Origin of the sequence: Streptomyces sp. NPDC008139 (assembly GCF_042957025.1) — a bacterium.
Taxonomy (GTDB): domain Bacteria; phylum Actinomycetota; class Actinomycetes; order Streptomycetales; family Streptomycetaceae; genus Actinacidiphila.
The window spans coordinates 469,601-486,633 of the sequence record NZ_JBIBHM010000001.1 but is presented as its reverse complement, the minus strand read 5'-3'; the positions used below and the strand labels follow the sequence as shown (position 1 = coordinate 486,633).

Genomic DNA, 17,033 nt, shown 5'->3' with positions numbered 1-17,033 from the left:
AGTGCTCGCCGGAGCACGTCGGGCCGCGCTCCGGCCCGTGTGCGCGGCCGTGCCGTACGGCCGTGACACGCGGCCGACCGCCGCCGCGCGACGTCTCCGGGCGGTATCCGCCGGGTGCCGATCCGGCTGCGGACACCGCGCGGTACGACAACCCGCCAAGCCCTGCGGGTAGGTTCACCGCATGGCTCTGGAACACCCGCGGGGGAGCGGCGACGGCTGCCTGACCGTCGCCATACGTATGCCGGTCCGTCTCGTCGCCTTCGCCGTCGTGCTGCCGCTGCGCCTGCTCTGGGACGCGCTCGCGACGGCCGGGCGCGCGACCTCGGCCGGACTGCGCTGGACGTGGCGCCGCCTGCTGCTCCCGCCGCTGCGGGTCCTCGGCGCCGCGCTCGCCCGGGCAGTGCGGACCCTGGTGGTGATCCCGGCCGTCTTCCTGACCCGCTACCTGGTCGTCGTCCCGGTCGTCGCCCTGTGGCGGTACGTGCTCGTGCCGCTCGGCCACGCCGCCGCCTGGACACTGCGGATGCTCGGCACGGGCACGGGACTGCTCGCGCACTGGCTGCTCGTCGTCCCCCTGACCGCCCTCTACACGTACGTGCTCGCGCCCGTCGGCCGCGCCGTCCGCTGGACGCTGCTGACTCTCGGCGCGGGCCTGGGCGCGGGCGCCTCCTGGCTCGGCCACTACCTCCTCGCCGTGCCCGCCCGCTGGCTCTGGCACTCCCTGCTGGTGCCCCTCGCCCTCGCGCTCGCCGCGGCCGTCGTCTTCTTCGTGCGGTACGCGCTGGTGTGGCCGCTTGCGGCGCTGTGGCGGTACGTGCTCACGCCGGTCGGCCGCGGCCTCGCGTGGACGCTGCGGATGACCTGGCTCGGCCTGCTCTGGCTGGTCAGAACCCTGGTCGTGCTGCCGGTCGGCTTCGTGTGGCGGCGCGTCGTCGTCCCCGTCGCACGCGAGGTCGGCGCGGCGCTCGGCCACGCCTGGCGGGTGACCGGCTATGTCTCGCGCGCCGTCGGCCGCGGCATCGCGTGGCTGGCCCGCGTGCTGATCGCCGTCCCCGCCGCCTGGGTCTGGAGCCGGACCGGCGCTCCCGTACTGCGCGCGGTACGGGCCGCGGGCCGCTGGTACCGGCGCGCGGTCTGGCAGCCGGTCAAGGAAGCGGTCGCCGACGCCCGCCGCTCGCTGCGCGAGTTGCGCGCCGAGACCCGCAGGGCGCTCTTCGGCGATCCGGTCGGCGCCGCCGAGCGGCGGCTGCCGCCGCGGCGGGCCGGGTACGAGCCGGGGGCTTTCGGCCCGGCGCCGGCCACGGACGCGGCCGAGGCGTCAGAGGCGCCCGATCCCGCCGACGCGCTCGTGGCGAGCGCGCTCGCCGCGCAAGCGCTGCCCCGGCCGGCGGCCCGCCACCGTAAGCGGCCCGGCCCCGACCTCGACAAGCTGCGTCCGCCGACCCACCGCTGAGCGGGGGACCGGCACCGGTTCTGGGCGTTCCCCCCGAGACTGTCGACCCCGAGTTGTCCACAGGGCGGGGGTCACCCGTCAACAGCAACGCGCGACGCGGCGTAACCTTGTGAAAGACAAGCGGGCCCGGTGACGGGCCCCCGGGACACGAGTACGCACGAGGGACTGAACGACACTGGGCAAGCGACAGCCCGAAGGTCCGCCGCCCGCACCGGCGGTGCAGCGCATTCGACTGCGCTACACCAAGCGTGGCCGCCTCCGGTTCACCAGCCACCGCGACTTCCAGCGCGCCTTCGAGCGGGCCCTGCGCCGCGCCGAAGTGCCGATGGCGTACTCGGCGGGCTTCACCCCGCACCCCAAGGTGTCGTACGCCAACGCCGCACCCACCGGCGTCGGCAGCGAGGCGGAGTATCTGGAGATCGCCCTCGCGCGCAGCGTCGACCCGGAGAAGCTGCGGCTGCTGCTCGACGAGTCGCTGCCCGCGGGACTCGACGTCATCGAGGCGGTCGAGGCCCGGACCTCGGGACTCGCCGAACGCCTGGAGGCGTCCGTCTGGCAGGTCAGGCTCGACGGTGTCGACCCGGCCGAGGCACGACAGGCCGTCGCGGCGTTCCTCGCCGCGGAGACCGTGGAAGTACAGCGCAAGACGAAGAACGGCATCCGCACGTTCGACACCCGCGGCGCCGTCACGCGCCTGGAAGTCGTGGACGACACGCCGGACAACGGCGCCGGGCACGACGCGGACATGTCCGAACAGGGTGCCGATAGGCCGCAGGACCGCGCCTGTGCGATACTGCGGCTGGTTGTACGGCACCTGACACCTGCCGTACGGCCCGACGACGTACTGTCCGGCCTCCACGCGACGGCCGACCTCGCGCCGCCGGTCCCCGCAGCGGTGACCAGGCTGGCGCAGGGGCCGCTCGACGAGGAGTCCGGCACGGTCACCGACCCGCTCGCGCATGATCGCGACGCTGTGACGGTACCTGCCGGGTCCGCGTAGCCACGTCGTCACGCGTCGCCGACGCACCAGGGAGCCACCCGGGTCCGGCGCCGCAGACCACATGAGACTTTCGTCGACCCGCCGACGCGGTGCCGACGAGCGACACAGCAGTTCCCGTGCGGCGCCCGCGCCCCCGGACAGCGGCACCGCGACCAAGCGGCCCGCCGCACCGGACATGGACGCGGCGCCCGGGAGCTCGACGGGAGCATTGCCCGAATGCACGACCAGACCGATTCCAACGAACCCACCCCCACATCCGAGCCCGCCGCCGAGGCCGCGCCGCCGCGCCGCCGCCGGGCCGCCTCCCGCCCCGCGGGCCCCCCGACCGACGCCGCCGGCAGCTCTGCCCCCGCCGAGCCCGCGGCCCAGGCCCCGGCTCCGGCCACCGACGACGCCGACGCGTCCGCGGCGCCCGCACCGCGCGCCCGCCGCCGCGCCACCCGCAAGGTCGCCGCTCCGGCCGTGACCGCCGGTGACGAGGCCGCCTCCGACGCCGCCACGGCCGCCCCCATGAGTTCCGAGGCCGCCGAGAGCCTGGCTCCGGCCTCCGACGACGCCTCCGCGTCCGAGGCAGCCGCCCCGCCGCGTGCCCGTCGTCGCGCCACCCGCAAGGTGGCGGCCCCGGCCGCCTCCACCGCCGACGAGACCGCCTCGGGCGCTGCCCCTGATGGCGGTACGGACACCGCTGCGACGTCCGGCTCCACCGCTGACGACACCGCCGCCTCCGACGAGGCCCCCGCCGCGCCGCCGCGCGCTCGCCGCCGTGCCACTCGCAAGGTGGCGGCCCCGGCCGCCTCCACCGCCGACGAGACCACCGACAGCGACACGGCCCCGTCCGACAGCGGTACGCCCGCCCCGGCGACCGCCGAGGCCGCCGCCGAGGCCCCCGCTGGGGACGCGGCCCCGCCGCGCGCCCGGCGTCGCGCCACTCGCAAGGTGGCCGCCCCGGCCGCCTCCACGGACGACAGCTCTCCCGACAGCGACACGGCCGCGTCCGACAGCGGTACGCCCGCCCCGGCGACCGCCGAGCCCGCCGCCGAGGCGCCCGCTGGGGACGCCGCTCCGCCGCGCGCCCGCCGCCGTGCCACGCGCAAGGTGGCCGCGCCCGCCGCCGACGGCACCGCGGGCGAGATCGCCGAGGCCCCCGCACCCGCGGCGCCCGTGGCGCCGCCCGCCCCGGCCGCCGAGCCGGAGCCGCGCGCCCGGCGGTCGCGCAAGCGCACGGCCGGAGCGCCTGCGGCGACGTTCTCCGCGGGCGACGGCTCCCGGCGGCTGAAGCCGGGCGCGCTGGCGCCCCGGGACGAGGCCGAGGCCGAGAGCGACACCGTCACCGCCAGTGCGCACGACACGCCGGAAGAGCGCTTCGAGTACACCGGGAAGGCGCTCCAGGACGGCGACGAGTGGAACGTCGAGGTCGACGACGCGTACGAGATCCGCGGCTACGGCCAGACGGTCGAGGAGGCGAACGCCAACGCGGTGGCCGCCCTCGCCGAGGCGTTCGGCATCCCCGTCGCGTCCATCACCCTTGAGGTCAGGACCGAGGAGCGCCCGGCGCGCGGACGCCGCAGGGCGTCGCGTCCGCCGACGGCCGTCTTCCAGCCGCCGGTGTTCCAGGCGCCCACGGCCGAGTCCGTGGCGGCCGGTGCCGTCGCGGAGGAGCCCGCCGTCGCCGACGAGGACGAGACCGAGGAGCGGGACAGCGGCCCGCGCCGCCGTCGCCGTCGCCGTGGCGGCTCCGCCGCGGAGCCGGTGACCGCCGAGGCGGCCACCGCCGTGGACGAGGACGAGGCCGAGACCGACGCGGACGACGAGCAGGACAACGACGCGGACGCCGACGGCGAGCACGACGGCGAGGACCGCCCGTCCCGCCGTCGCCGCCGCGGCGGTCGCCGCCGTCGCCGGGGCGAGTCCAGCGAGCACGAGGACGCCGCGTCCTCCGACGACGAGGACGAGTCGTCCGAGGGCGACGACGAGGAGGACTCCGCCGACGAGTCGGCGCACGACGACGACCACGGCTCGGGTTCCAGCACCAGCCGTCGCCGCAGGCGCCGTCGCCGTCGCGGTTCCGACTCCGGCGCCGATGACTCCGCCAACGGCGGCGACGACCCGGAGCGCACGGTCGTCAAGGTCCGCGAGCCGCGCCAGAAGTCGGAGTCCGGTGGTGGCACCGGCGCCGACGAGGTGCAGTCCATCAAGGGCTCCACGCGCCTGGAGGCCAAGAAGCAGCGCCGCCGCGAGGGTCGCGAGCAGGGCCGCCGCCGCGTGCCGATCATCACCGAGGCGGAGTTCCTGGCGCGCCGCGAGGCCGTCGAGCGCGTCATGGTGGTCCGGCAGAACGGCGAGCGCACCCAGATCGGCGTGCTGGAGGACAACGTCCTCGTCGAGCACTACGTCAACAAGGAGCAGGCCACCAGCTACGTCGGCAACGTCTACCTGGGCAAGGTGCAGAACGTGCTGCCGTCCATGGAGGCCGCGTTCGTCGACATCGGCAAGGGCCGCAACGCCGTCCTGTACGCCGGCGAGGTCAACTTCGAGGCGCTCGGCATGGGCAACGGCCCGCGCCGTATCGAGTCCGCGCTCAAGTCCGGCCAGCCGGTCCTCGTCCAGGTGACGAAGGACCCGATCGGTCACAAGGGCGCCCGCCTGACCAGCCAGGTCTCGCTGCCCGGCCGCTACCTGGTGTACGTGCCCGAGGGCTCGATGACCGGTATCAGCCGCAAGCTCCCCGACACCGAGCGGGCCCGGCTGAAGACCATCCTCAAGAAGATCGTCCCCGAGGACGCGGGCGTCATCGTCCGCACCGCGGCGGAGGGCGCCAGCGAGGACGAGCTGCGCCGCGACGTCGAACGCCTCCAGGCGCAGTGGGAGGACATCCAGAAGAAGGCCAAGAGCGGCAACGCGCCGACGCTGCTCTACGGCGAGCCGGACATGACCGTCCGCGTCGTCCGCGACATCTTCAACGAGGACTTCTCGAAGGTCATCGTCAGCGGTGACGAGGCGTGGAGCACGATCCACGAGTATGTCACCCACGTCGCGCCCGACCTGGCGGACCGGCTGTCGCGCTGGACCTCGGAGATCGACGTCTTCGCGACGTACCGCATCGACGAGCAGCTTCTGAAGGCGCTGGACCGCAAGGTGTGGCTGCCCTCCGGCGGTTCGCTGGTGATCGACAAGACCGAGGCGATGGTCGTGGTCGACGTCAATACCGGCAAGTTCACCGGGCAGGGCGGCAACCTGGAGGAGACCGTCACCCGCAACAACCTGGAGGCGGCCGAGGAGATCGTCCGCCAGCTCAGGCTGCGGGACCTCGGCGGCATCGTCGTCATCGACTTCATCGACATGGTCCTGGAGTCCAACCGCGACCTGGTCATGCGGCGGCTGCTGGAGTGCCTGGGCCGGGACCGGACCAAGCACCAGGTGGCCGAGGTCACCTCGCTCGGCCTGGTGCAGATGACCCGCAAGCGGGTCGGCCAGGGCCTGCTGGAGTCCTTCTCCGAGACCTGCGTGCACTGCAACGGGCGCGGCGTCATCGTCCACATGGACCAGGCGACCACCACCGGCGGTGGCGGCGGCAAGCGCAAGCGGCGCGGCAAGTCCGGCAACGGCGGCGCGGCGGGCGACGGTCACGACCACGAGCACGAGAACGAGCACGTGCTGGAGGCGGACGAGGCCGACTCGGCCGACGAACTGCCCGAGCTGGAGCCGATCGAGGTCGGCGAGGCCGAGTTGGTGCCGACCGTCGGCGACCCCGAGGAGGAGTGGTTCGGCACCGCGGCCGAGGCCGAGGCCGCCGCCCACGGCAGCCGTGGCCGCTCCCGGCGGCGCGGTGCCCGTAAGGCCACCTCGCCCGCGGGCGCGCCGCCCGCGGCCGACCACGAGCCGGAACCGGCCGTCGTGGTGGTCCCGGTCAGCGAGCCCGTCATCGAGCAGGCGCCGGCCGCCGAGCCCGAGGTCTCCACGGAGCCCCCGGCCCGCGCCCGTCGTCGCGCCACCCGCAAGGTGACGGCTCCCGCCGGGTCTCCCGCGGTCTCCGAGGACGCCGCTGTCGTGGTCGTCCCCGCCGAGGCCCCGACGGCCCCGGTCGAGGCCGCGCCCGAGCCCGAGGTCTCCACGGAGCCCCCGGCCCGCGCCCGTCGTCGTGCCACGCGCAAGGTGACGGCTCCCGCCGGGTCGCCTTCGGGCGCCGACGACGCCGCCGTCGTGGTCGTCCCGGCCGAGGCACCGGCCGCCGATGCCGCTGACGCGGAGCCCAAGAAGCGGGCGCCGCGCAAGGCCGCCACGAAGAAGGCTGCCGCCAAGAAGACGGCGACGAAGAAGGCCGCGGCCAAGAAGACGACCACGAAGAAGGCTGCCGCCAAGAAGTCGGCCGCCCCCTCCGAGTAGTCCGGCCCCACGTGGCCCGCGCCCTGCCCTGGGCGCGGGCCACGCGCGTCCACCCTGCGGGCGGGCTGTGCCCCGAAGGGGCGCGGGGAACTGCGCGCTCAGCCACGACGGTGGCGCGGCCTAAGAACCGGCCCCAGCGGGGCAGATGCTGTTGTTTCCGGGCTGACAGCCCGGTGGGGGCGGGCCGCGCAGTTCCCCGCGCCCCTAAAAACATGCCCTTGCGCATCGGCAGCGCACTTCGCCGGTGCCGTGACGGGGCGCGCGACCGTTCACGGGTGCGGGAGGGCGGATTTGACCGGGCCGGAGGCCCTCCGTAGTCTTGACCTTCGGCGTTTGTGCGCCCACTTCTGAGCAAATCCCTCCCGGTCCGCCGGGAGAGGCCCCCCGCGCACCATCGGGACGGCTGGCATCAGGGGTCCGATTTCAAGAGCGAGAGAGTGAGATCCGCGTGTACGCAATCGTGCGTAGCGGTGGTCGTCAGCACAAGGTGGCTGTCGGCGACATCGTTGAGGTTGACAAGATTCCCACGGGCAAGGTGGGCGACGCGATCGAGCTCTCGACGCTGCTCGTCGTCGACGGCGACGCCGTCACCAGCGACCCGTGGGTGCTGGCCGGTGTCAAGGTCGAGGCCGAAATCGTGGACCACCACAAGGGCCAGAAGATCGACATCCTGCGCTACAAGAACAAGACCGGCTACCGCCGTCGCCAGGGTCACCGCCAGCAGTACACGGCGCTGAAGATCACCGGCATCCCCACGGCTGCGAAGTAAGGGACTGAGGAGAGATGGCACACAAGAAGGGCGCATCGTCCACTCGGAACGGTCGCGACTCCAACGCTCAGCGGCTCGGCGTCAAGCGCTTCGGCGGCCAGGTCGTCAACGCCGGTGAGATCATCGTCCGCCAGCGCGGCACGCACTTCCACCCGGGCTCCGGCGTCGGCATCGGCAAGGACGACACGCTGTTCGCCCTCTCCGCCGGTGCGGTCGAGTTCGGCACCAAGCGTGGGCGTCGTGTAGTGAACATCGTTCCGGCCGCCTGATTCAGGCACCGTAGAGCGACACAGTTTCACCTCCGAGGGCGGACCTCGCTTCCCGACCAGGGAAGCGGGGCCGCCCTCGGCGTGTTACGTCTTGGAACGCGTGAAAGCGCGCGTACCGCACCACCCCGTGCACATCCGCACCACCCCGTACGTATCTGGAGGAATGCCATGACCACCTTCGTGGACCGCGTCGAGCTGCATGTCGCCGCGGGTAACGGAGGCCACGGCTGCGCCTCCGTTCACCGGGAGAAGTTCAAGCCGCTGGGCGGCCCCGACGGCGGGAACGGCGGCCGGGGCGGCGACGTGATCCTCGTCGTCGACCAGGACGTCACGACGCTGCTCGACTACCACCACAGCCCGCACCGCAAGGCGACCAACGGCAAGCCCGGCGAGGGCGGCAACCGGTCGGGCAAGGAGGGTACGGACCTGGTGCTGCCGGTGCCCGACGGCACGGTGGTGCAGGACAAGGACGGCAATGTGCTGGCCGACCTCGTCGGCCAGGGCACCACCTTCATCGCGGGCCAGGGCGGTCGCGGCGGCCTCGGCAACGCGGCGCTGGCCTCGGCCCGCCGCAAGGCGCCCGGCTTCGCGCTGCTCGGCGAGCCCGGTGTGGCGCGGGACATCGTCCTGGAACTGAAGACGGTCGCGGACGTGGCGCTGGTCGGCTACCCGAGCGCGGGCAAGTCCTCACTGATCTCGGTGCTGTCGGCCGCCAAGCCGAAGATCGCCGACTACCCGTTCACCACGCTGGTGCCCAACCTCGGTGTGGTGACGGCTGGTTCGACCGTCTACACGATCGCGGACGTGCCGGGTCTGATCCCCGGCGCCAGCCAGGGCAAGGGTCTCGGCCTGGAGTTCCTGCGGCACGTCGAGCGCTGCTCGGTGCTCGTGCACGTGCTGGACACCGCGACGCTGGAGTCCGACCGCGACCCCGCCAGCGACCTCGACATCATCGAGGAGGAACTGCGGGCGTACGGCGGCGGGTTGGAGGACCGGCCGCGGCTGATCGTGCTCAACAAGATCGACGTGCCCGACGGGCGCGACCTCGCCGAGATCATCAGGCCGGAGCTGGAGAGCCGCGGCTACCAGGTCTTCGAGGTGTCGGCCGTCTCCCACGAGGGGCTGCGCGAGCTGTCGTTCGCCCTGGCGAAGATCGTCGCCGAGACGCGGGCCGCCAAGCCGGTGGAGGAGTCCACCCGCGTCGTCATCCGCCCGCAGGCCGTCGACGACGCCGGGTTCACCGTCACCCACGACGGCGAGAGCCTGTACCGCGTGCACGGGGAGAAGCCCGAACGCTGGGTCCGCCAGACCGACTTCTCCAACGACGAGGCCGTCGGCTACCTCGCCGACCGCCTCAACCGCCTCGGCGTCGAGGACGCCCTCCTCAAGGCCGGCGCCAACGCCGGCGACGCCGTCGCCATCGGCCCCGACGAGGACGCCGTCGTCTTCGACTGGGAGCCCAGCATGGCCGCCGGCGCCGAAATGCTCGGCCGCCGCGGCGAGGACCACCGTTTCGACGCTCCCCGCGCCGCCGTCACCCGCCGCCGCGACAAGCAGGCCGAGCGCGACGACGCCGAAGAGGAATACCACGGCTTCGACCCGTTCAAGTAAACGCGGGACCGGCCCCCTGGGAAGGGGGCCGGTCGGGGTGGGTCAGGCGTCCGCGTGGGCCGGGGAGGGGCGGTTCGGATCGGGCTCGGCGAGCGCGGACGGCGGGGTCAGGATGCGGCGGCTCAGGAGGTATGTGAAGGGGATGGCGGCTGCCGCGGCGGCCAGCGGGGCGATCTTGTCGTTCATGCCCGCCCACTCCACGAGGGCGTAGACGCCGACGCTCGTGACCACGTAATTGGTCAGGTTGGTCAGCGGGAAGAGCAGGAACTTCCGCCAGGTGGGCCGCGTCCGGTACGTGAAGTACGTGTTCAGGAAGAACGACCCGATCATGCTGAGCACGAACGCCAGGGTGTACGCGGCGAAGTACGGCATCCACGGGTGCAGGGCCAGGTAGAAGCCGTAGAAGGTGGCGGTGTTGACCCCGCCCACGAGGGCGAACCGCACGATCTGGAGCAGTTGCGGTGAGCGGGTGCCTGCCAGGCTCAACGGATCTCCATCCGGGGCAGCGACGCGCTCGTCGGTGCGGCGCCGGCCTGCCGTGCCACCCCGAAGGCCCGCGGCGCGTTCGTCTCCTTGACCAGGAAGTGCGGCCGTCGCTTGGTCTCGTAGTAGATGCGCCCAATGTACTCGCCTATCAACCCCAGCATCAGCATCTGGAGCCCGCCCAGACCGACGACGGCGACGAGCAGCGTCACATAACCGGGCGCGTCGGGTCCCTTGATCATCGCCATGACGGTGACGACCACGGCATACGCCGCCGCGATGGCACTGAGCGCCATTCCGAGATAGATGGCCAGCCGCAGCGGCCGGTTGTTGAACGAGATCAGCCCGTCCATGCCGTAATTGATGAGCGCGCCGAAGTGCCACTTCGTCTCGCCCGCCTCACGCGCGGCGTTGCGGTAGTCGAACGTGACGGTGTCGAAGCCGATCCAGGAGAAAAGGCCCTTGGAGAAGCGGTTGTACTCCGGCATCGCGAGCAGCGCGTCGACCGCGCGCCGCGACAGCAGCCGGAAGTCCCCGACGCCGTCGGTCAGTTCGACGTCCACCCACTTGTTGATCATCCGGTAGTACAGCCGACTGGCGGCCGTGCGCAGCTTCTTGTCGCCCTCGCGGGTGCGCCGCGCGATCACCTGGTCGTGTCCGGCGCGGTGCAGCTCCAGCATGCGCGCGATCAGCTCCGGCGGGTGCTGGAGGTCGGCGTCCATCACGACCACCGCGTCCCCGGTCGCCTCCTTGAGCCCGGCCAGGATGCCCGCCTCCTTGCCGAAGTTCCGGCTGAAGGACACGTATCGCGTGCTCGCCTCGCGGTTCTCGGCCAGGGCCCGCAGCCGCTCCAGTGTGCGGTCGGAGCTGCCGTCGTCGACGTAGCACAGCTCGTAATCGACGGAGAGCGCCGTGAGGGTCTCCCGGATGCGTACGTCGAAGAGCTCGATCACGGCTTCTTCGTTGTAGCAGGGAACTACGATCGACAGTCGCATGAGATCACTTTCGGCGCCGTACGCGGATGCAGGGCGGATGCGGGTGCGGATTCAGGTCGAGTGCTGGGTAAGTGCTGAGTGAGTGCGGTCCCGGCGGACGGATCCGCACGTGATTCCGCACGCTCTGCGTCAGCGTAGGACGGCCTGTGGCCCTGCTTTGGGCGCCGAACAAGGCGTCGGGGAAAGTTACGCGAAGCGCCCTTGCGGCTCAATGCAGAATTCACCCAACGATGGGCAACCGAATTCCTGATTCCGCATTACGTGTAACGTCGCGCGCGGCCGGAGTTCCGGACAGGTATACCGCACGCGGCCCCTTGGAGAACGCAAGGCATACTTGAGGTATCGGCCCGGACCACCGTACGGGCCGTCGTCGTACGTCAACGGCCCGCGTCGCGGCGGGCCCCGCAATCGATGAGGAGCCGCCCGCCGTGCGTAATCCCGAGGCACCCCGACTGCTGGGGGTCTACCGACGAGCAGTACCGGAGAGCGCCCGACGGAAGATCGCCTCCCGCGTCGACTCGGACTTGCGCAAGCAGGTGAAGCTGCGCATCGCGGGCGCGACCGCCGCCGCCGAGCGGGCCAGGGCGGCCAGGGTCGGCAAGCGCCACCAGGCGCTGGTGGACCGTCCGGACCGCACGGTGATCACGGTCAACCGCGAGGCGAAGGTCGCGCTGATCGTCCCCGGCGTGACCCCGCTGGTGGCCCGCAGGGCCAACCTCGACGCGGTCCTCGGCTGCCTGTCCGCGGCCGGTCTCGACCACTTCTGCGTACGCGGCCGCTCGCACACCGCCTCGGCTGTGGCCGTCCACGAGAGCGACCGGGAGGCGGTGCTCGCCGCGCTGACCGCGCTGTGCGCCGAGGAGCCCGGCTACGTGACCGCGGTCAAGGGGAACTCCCCGGTGCCCGAGGAGTCGCTGCCGGGCTACGAGCAGCCGTCCTGGCGCCGTCTGGCGGGTGCCGGGGTCTTCCGCCTCACCTGGTACCGCACCGACGAGAGCAAGGGGCTGGCGCTCGGCACCCGCTACGGCTGCGACATCGAGTTCTGGCGCGAGGAGGACGGCGCGCTCGTGGCGCCGCGCCCCGGCAAATTCGCCGAGGCCGTCCCGGCCGACGCCAAGACCGTGCAGGCGCCCGAGGCGTTCTTCACCGACCTGGCGCCGCGCGACACCGGCGCGGGCCCGCGCTTCGAGGTCCGTACCCGCGAGCACTTCGCGATCCACACCACCGACGAGATCCGCTTCCCGGTCGACGTCGTCTACACCTGGGTGGACGGCGCGGACCCGGCGTGGTTGCGCCGCCGCGCGGACTTCACCGGCGAGGCGTACCACGACGAGGCGGCCAACGCGGCGCGCTACCTCAGCCGTGACGAACTGCGGTACTCACTGCGCTCGTTGCACATGTACGCGCCATGGGTCCGGAAGATCTTCCTGGTCACCGACGACCAGACGCCGTCCTGGCTGAAGACCGAGCACCCCGGCATCGAGGTGGTCAGCCACCGGCAGATCTTCCGCTCGCCCGGCTCGCTGCCGACCTTCAACTCGCACGCCATCGAGAGCCAACTGCACCACATCGAGGGCCTGTCGGAGCACTTCCTGTACTTCAACGACGACGTGCTGCTCGGCAACGAGGTGACGCCGCAGGATTTCTTCCTCGCCAACGGCCTGACGAAGTTCTTCCCCTCACCGGCGCTGGTGCCGCTGGGCGAGAAGACGGAGGCCGACCCGCCGGTCGCGGCGGCCGGGAAGAACAACCGGCGGCTGATCGAGGAGCGCTACGGCGCCGTCCTCGTGCAGAAGATGAAGCACATGCCGCATGCCCTGCGGCGCAGCGTCCTGGACGAGATCGAGGACGAGTTCGCCGCCGAGTACCGGCACACCGAGTCCAGCCACTTCCGCAGCATGGACGACATCTCCGTCGCCTCGTCGCTGCACCACTACTACGCCTTCCACACCAGGCGCGCGATCCCGTCCAACGACCTGCCGTACACCTACCTGGACCTGACCCACCCGTGGACCGAGACCCGGCTCGGCCGGCTGCTCGCCAACCGCGACAAGACCGTCTTCTGCATCAACGACACGGTCTCCACGGAGAACGACGCGACCGGCCAGAAGGACCTGATCACCCCGTTCCTCGACGCGTACTTCCCGGTGCCGAGCCCCTTCGAGAAGGAGTAGCCCGGCACCGGGCGGGCTGTCGCCGGCGCCTGCCCCGTTCAGTCCCGCTCGAAGCGGGACTTCACGGGGTAGTAGGCGTTGAGGAAGGCGTACATCACGCGCGCCTGCTCCTCGGCGGGCACCTCGGCGTCGGGCGACTCGCCGATGCAGAAGACATCGTAATTTCGGGACGCCAGCAGTCGGCCGAGCACCGAGTGGTGATCGTAGTTGCCGACGTTGACGTAGCTGCACGAGATCCTGCCGGGCGCGCAACGGCCGGTCAGATAGCCGTAGTGGTGGTGCAGCGACGACGTGATCGACAAGTCGCTGTTGCCGCGGAAGGGGTTGGCCGCGGTCCTGGCCACCTCCTCCGGGAACTTCTCGCCGATCTCCGCGAGCACGCTGCGGCGCAGCGCGTGCGGCGTGTGCAGGAAGCTCTGCGTGGCAGTCCGTCCGAAGGCGTCCTCCAGCAGCTTGCGGTTGTTCTTGGCCGCTGCGAAGTAGCCCTCGTCCTCGTCCGACGGCTCGGTCGGCGGTACGGCGGTCGGCGACCGGAAGAAATTCGCCATGCCGTTGCTGAGGAAGAACAGCTCGGGTGTGACCGGGCGGCCCATGAAGACGTCGTCGTTGAGGTAAAGGAAGTGTTCGGACAGGCCCTCGATCCGGTGGATCTGGCTCTCGATGGCATGCGAGTTGAAGGTGGGCAGGCAACTCGGGTCGGCGAAGATGTCCCGGTGGCTCACCACCTTCACATCGGGGCACGACGTGTCGAGCCAGGCCGGCACCTGGTCGTCGGTCACCAGATAGACATTGCGCACCCAGGGCGCGTACATCTCCAGCGACCGCAGTGAGTAGCGCAGTTCGTCGCGGTTGCGGAACCTCACGTCGCCGTTGTCGACGTCCGTGTTCTCCGAGACCGGCAGTCCGCGTCGGCGGCGCGCCTCATTGCGGCGGTCCTGCCATGCGGTGTCGTCGCCGTCCACCCAGGTGTAGACGACGTCGATGGGCTGGTCGACATCCCACATCAACTGCTTGGTGAACTGCGAGAGCGTCGGGTAGTCCCGCTCGCCCACCCGCAGCTTCGCGGTGGGTTCGAGGGACGGCAACCGGCGCCCAAGCAGCGTCGTGGCCCGTGGGGTGGAACGCCAGCCGTCTTCCTCGTCGACGGACCAGAACTCCACGCTGCAGCCGTACGCGGGCCCGTAGCGCAGGGTACGGCTGCCGGTGACCACCGGTTTGAAGATCCGTAGCCCGGCCACCTCGCCGACATCCCGCAGCCGTTCCGCCAGCACCGCTCCGGGCGCGGCGCCACGCGGGGAGATCAGCTCGGCGTAGACAGCCTTGCCGTGCAGCGCGGTGGCCAGCGCCTCAAGCACCCGGGGCCGTTCCTCGACCGGGACCGCGATCCGGTGCTGGACGCCGTCGGCCCGCAGCAGGACGTACGGAATGCCGACGTCCTCAAGGACGGTGGCGCTGATCTCCAGGTTGGTCGCGAGCATTTGGGGCCCGTTGACGTCGTCGCGGACCTCGGCAAGCCGCCCCGCGGAGCGCACCAGTTTGCGGTCCTGCGCCTGGATCATCACCTCGCGGGCCTTCTGCTCGTCGGTGGAATTCGCCAGCGGCGACACGGGCGCGGCCACGGTGAAGTTGCGCGTGCCGCCCGCCACCACCCGCAGCGCCGCCCGGTCGGCACGTCGTCCCAGGCGCTGCGGGTTGTCGCGCTCGGCCACCAGCCGGGTGAACAACTCCTCCCAGCGGGCGGTGATGTCCTCACCGCCGAAGCGCTCGTAGACGCCCTCGCGCGCCGCCTTGCCGAAGGCGTGCCGAGTCTGCTCGTCGCCGATCAGCCGGGCCATCGCCTCGGCCAGCAGGTCGATCTCACCGGGCGGCACCAGCAGCCCGTCCACGTTGTGCCTGATGATCTCGGCCGGGCCGGTGACGATGTCGTAGGCCACTACCGGCACACCGGCGGCGAACATCTCCAGGAGCACCAGCGGGAAGGCTTCGTTGCGCGAGGGCAGGACGCAGAGCCCGGCCTTGGCCCACTCCTCGTCCATCTGCTGCGAGCGGCCCACCAGTTCGACCCGCAGTTGCAGGCCGAACCCTTCGACGAGCTGGCGCAGCCGCACTTCCTGGGGGCCGTCGCCGAATATCCGGAGCTTCCAGTCGGGGAAGTCGCCGGAGATCTGGTGGAACGCCTGGATGGCGTGGTTGAGCTGTTTCTCCGGGGTCATGCGGGCGGCCAGCACGATGACCTTGTTCTGCAGGTCGGAGCGCGGCCGGTAGCCGTCGGACACCGCGTTGGGAATGGTGACGAGTTCGGGCGCCGCGTCGCCGAGCGAGTCGGCGAACCAGTCGTTCGTGCGCTCGGTCAGCGACACCAGGGCGTCGATCCGCGGGCCGTACACCAGCAGCGGTTCACCGGCTACGCCGCGCAGTTGGGAAGCGCGGTGCTCTTCGTGCACGGTCACCACACGGGCCGGAGCCAGTTCCGCGGCGGCGGCCATCAGGGCCGGGGAGGTGGTGACCAGCACATCGCAGTCGAGCGCGGGCAGCGCGGCGGTCATCTCGATGTCGGAGAGCTGGTCGAAGGTGTTCTCCCAGACCGGCTTGATCAGTTCGCTGGGCAGCGACTGCAGCGTCCTGCACGCTTCCTCGTCCAGCGTGCTGCGGCGTACCGGACGCCCGTAGGCGCCGGTCCTGTCCACCAGATAGCGCCGCTTGATCTGCTTCGCCTCCGCGAAGAACGGCTCCAGGCGGGTCTTGAAGACACTCAGCACTTCGACTTCGTGCCGGGCGGAGAGATGGATCGCCTGGGTGTAGGCGGCCATTTCCGTGCCGCCCATCTCGTCGCCCCAGGTGAGCAGAAATGTGATCTTCATGCGTCCTCGTTGGTTCCGATGGCCGCGCAGGCCACCGCAAGGGCACCGGCAGGCGTGAGATAGACGTGCGCACGGGTCAAGGAACCGTCGTCCAGGGCGATGATGCGAAATGGAGTCCGGAAGACCTGCTTGGGATGGCGCACCTGGGTGAGCCGCTTGGCGAGCTTCAGCTTGGCGCGCCCGCCGCGCAGTTGGACGTCCCAGGTGCGCTGGACGCCCGGACCGTCGGTCATGGCTCGCAACGGCAGGTCGAAGGTGAAGCTGTCGCCGTCCCAATCGAGCGCCGCCGGGACGGATTTGTTGGCTCCCCGGCGTACGACCTCGGCGGTGTACTCGGTCACCGGGTGCCGTGCGGCCAGCAGTCGGCCGTGCACGGTCACCCGGTCCCAGAGCAGGTCGAATCTGACGAGTTCGGCCTGGTGGGCGGGGGCTGTGACCTTGAGCATGGCGCGGCCGTCCACCGAGCGCACCGGCCGGAAGACCGCGCCGCTGGACTCGGACGGCGAGGTCGGGAGCATCGGGCCGTTCACCGCGGCGAACGCCAGGGCGGTCAGGTCGGATCTGGTCTCACGACCGCCCTCGTCCGTGACGACGACACAGAACCGCCAGAGCCCCGCGCTGAGCAGCAGCCCGCGCCCCGTGTCGTTCTCACCTTCGGTGTAACGCAGCGGTACCGTCGCGGTGAGCAGCAGGGACGTGTCGGACTCCGGCTCCAGGGCGAGGTCGACACTGACCCGATGGTTGCCGTGGATCAGTTCGAGGCGGGCCGCGGAAGGGTCGGCGGTGTGCCGGGAGACGGGCACCGCGAGGTTCAGCGTGCGGCCGCCGAGCACTGAGAGGTGGACCGGGGTGATCATCGGTCGCGATCTGATGCCTGTACCGAGTGCGGGCACAGTGTTCATCCGCTCGACCTTGCGGCGGGCTCGTACCGCCAGGGTGCGGGCGCGCTTTACCGCGCCCACCGCGTAGGGCAGGAGCGAATCACTCACGGCGCACGTGTCTCCCATTCTCATTGGTCAGCCAACGCATCCTGTC

At 71.5% G+C, this 17,033-nt stretch carries 11 protein-coding genes; 7 read left to right on the top strand and 4 right to left on the bottom strand.

From position 1 onward, the window contains the following. Positions 1-181: 181 nt before the first annotated feature. The 6 genes from ACFZBB_RS02115 (at position 182) to obgE (ending at position 9,485) form a co-directional block, all read left to right on the top strand. Positions 182-1,453 carry a hypothetical protein gene (locus ACFZBB_RS02115; protein WP_391116865.1) on the top strand — a complete coding sequence of 424 codons (1,272 nt, stop codon included), beginning with the start codon at positions 182-184 and terminating at the stop codon, positions 1,451-1,453. A gap of 217 nt (positions 1,454-1,670) precedes the next feature. Continuing rightward, positions 1,671-2,453 (top strand): TIGR03936 family radical SAM-associated protein, encoded by a 783-nt coding sequence (locus ACFZBB_RS02110; protein WP_355349564.1) that lies wholly within the window; start codon positions 1,671-1,673, stop codon positions 2,451-2,453. A 216-nt stretch (positions 2,454-2,669) separates the two neighbouring features. Beyond that, the gene (locus ACFZBB_RS02105) at positions 2,670-6,836 is read left to right on the top strand and encodes an Rne/Rng family ribonuclease (protein WP_391116863.1); all 4,167 of its coding nucleotides are present in this window, start codon (positions 2,670-2,672) and stop codon (positions 6,834-6,836) included. A 448-nt stretch (positions 6,837-7,284) separates the two neighbouring features. Continuing rightward, positions 7,285-7,605: a 50S ribosomal protein L21 gene (gene rplU, locus ACFZBB_RS02100; RefSeq protein WP_355348975.1), complete on the top strand. Its 321-nt coding sequence runs from the start codon at positions 7,285-7,287 to the stop codon at positions 7,603-7,605. A gap of 14 nt (positions 7,606-7,619) precedes the next feature. Beyond that, positions 7,620-7,874 carry a 50S ribosomal protein L27 gene (gene rpmA / locus ACFZBB_RS02095; protein ID WP_031514533.1) on the top strand — a complete coding sequence of 85 codons (255 nt, stop codon included), beginning with the start codon at positions 7,620-7,622 and terminating at the stop codon, positions 7,872-7,874. Positions 7,875-8,042: 168 nt separating this feature from the next. Next, positions 8,043-9,485, top strand: coding sequence for a GTPase ObgE (gene obgE, locus ACFZBB_RS02090; protein WP_355348971.1), 1,443 nt, complete (start codon positions 8,043-8,045; stop codon positions 9,483-9,485). Between the two features lie 42 nt (positions 9,486-9,527). Here obgE and ACFZBB_RS02085 read toward each other — a convergent pair whose 3' ends face one another. Both ACFZBB_RS02085 and ACFZBB_RS02080 read right to left on the bottom strand, forming a co-directional pair. Continuing rightward, the gene (locus ACFZBB_RS02085; RefSeq protein ID WP_355348968.1) at positions 9,528-9,971 is read right to left on the bottom strand and encodes a GtrA family protein; all 444 of its coding nucleotides are present in this window, start codon (positions 9,969-9,971) and stop codon (positions 9,528-9,530) included. Next, the gene (locus tag ACFZBB_RS02080; RefSeq protein WP_391116860.1) at positions 9,968-10,963 is read right to left on the bottom strand and encodes a glycosyltransferase; all 996 of its coding nucleotides are present in this window, start codon (positions 10,961-10,963) and stop codon (positions 9,968-9,970) included. The genes ACFZBB_RS02085 and ACFZBB_RS02080 overlap by 4 nt, the downstream gene beginning before the upstream one ends. 428 nt (positions 10,964-11,391) lie before the next feature. Here ACFZBB_RS02080 and ACFZBB_RS02075 point away from each other — a divergent pair, with 428 nt between their 5' ends. Then, entirely contained in the window at positions 11,392-13,137 is a 1,746-nt protein-coding gene (locus ACFZBB_RS02075; protein WP_391116858.1) for a stealth conserved region 3 domain-containing protein, read from the top strand. A gap of 38 nt (positions 13,138-13,175) precedes the next feature. Here ACFZBB_RS02075 and ACFZBB_RS02070 read toward each other — a convergent pair whose 3' ends face one another. Both ACFZBB_RS02070 and ACFZBB_RS02065 read right to left on the bottom strand, forming a co-directional pair. Further along, a complete protein-coding gene (locus tag ACFZBB_RS02070; RefSeq protein WP_391116855.1) occupies positions 13,176-15,998 on the bottom strand; it encodes a stealth conserved region 3 domain-containing protein in 2,823 nt (940 codons plus the stop codon). Next, positions 15,995-16,987 carry a hypothetical protein gene (locus tag ACFZBB_RS02065; RefSeq protein ID WP_391116853.1) on the bottom strand — a complete coding sequence of 331 codons (993 nt, stop codon included), beginning with the start codon at positions 16,985-16,987 and terminating at the stop codon, positions 15,995-15,997. Before ACFZBB_RS02065 ends, ACFZBB_RS02070 begins: the two co-directional genes overlap by 4 nt. Positions 16,988-17,033: the final 46 nt, after the last annotated feature.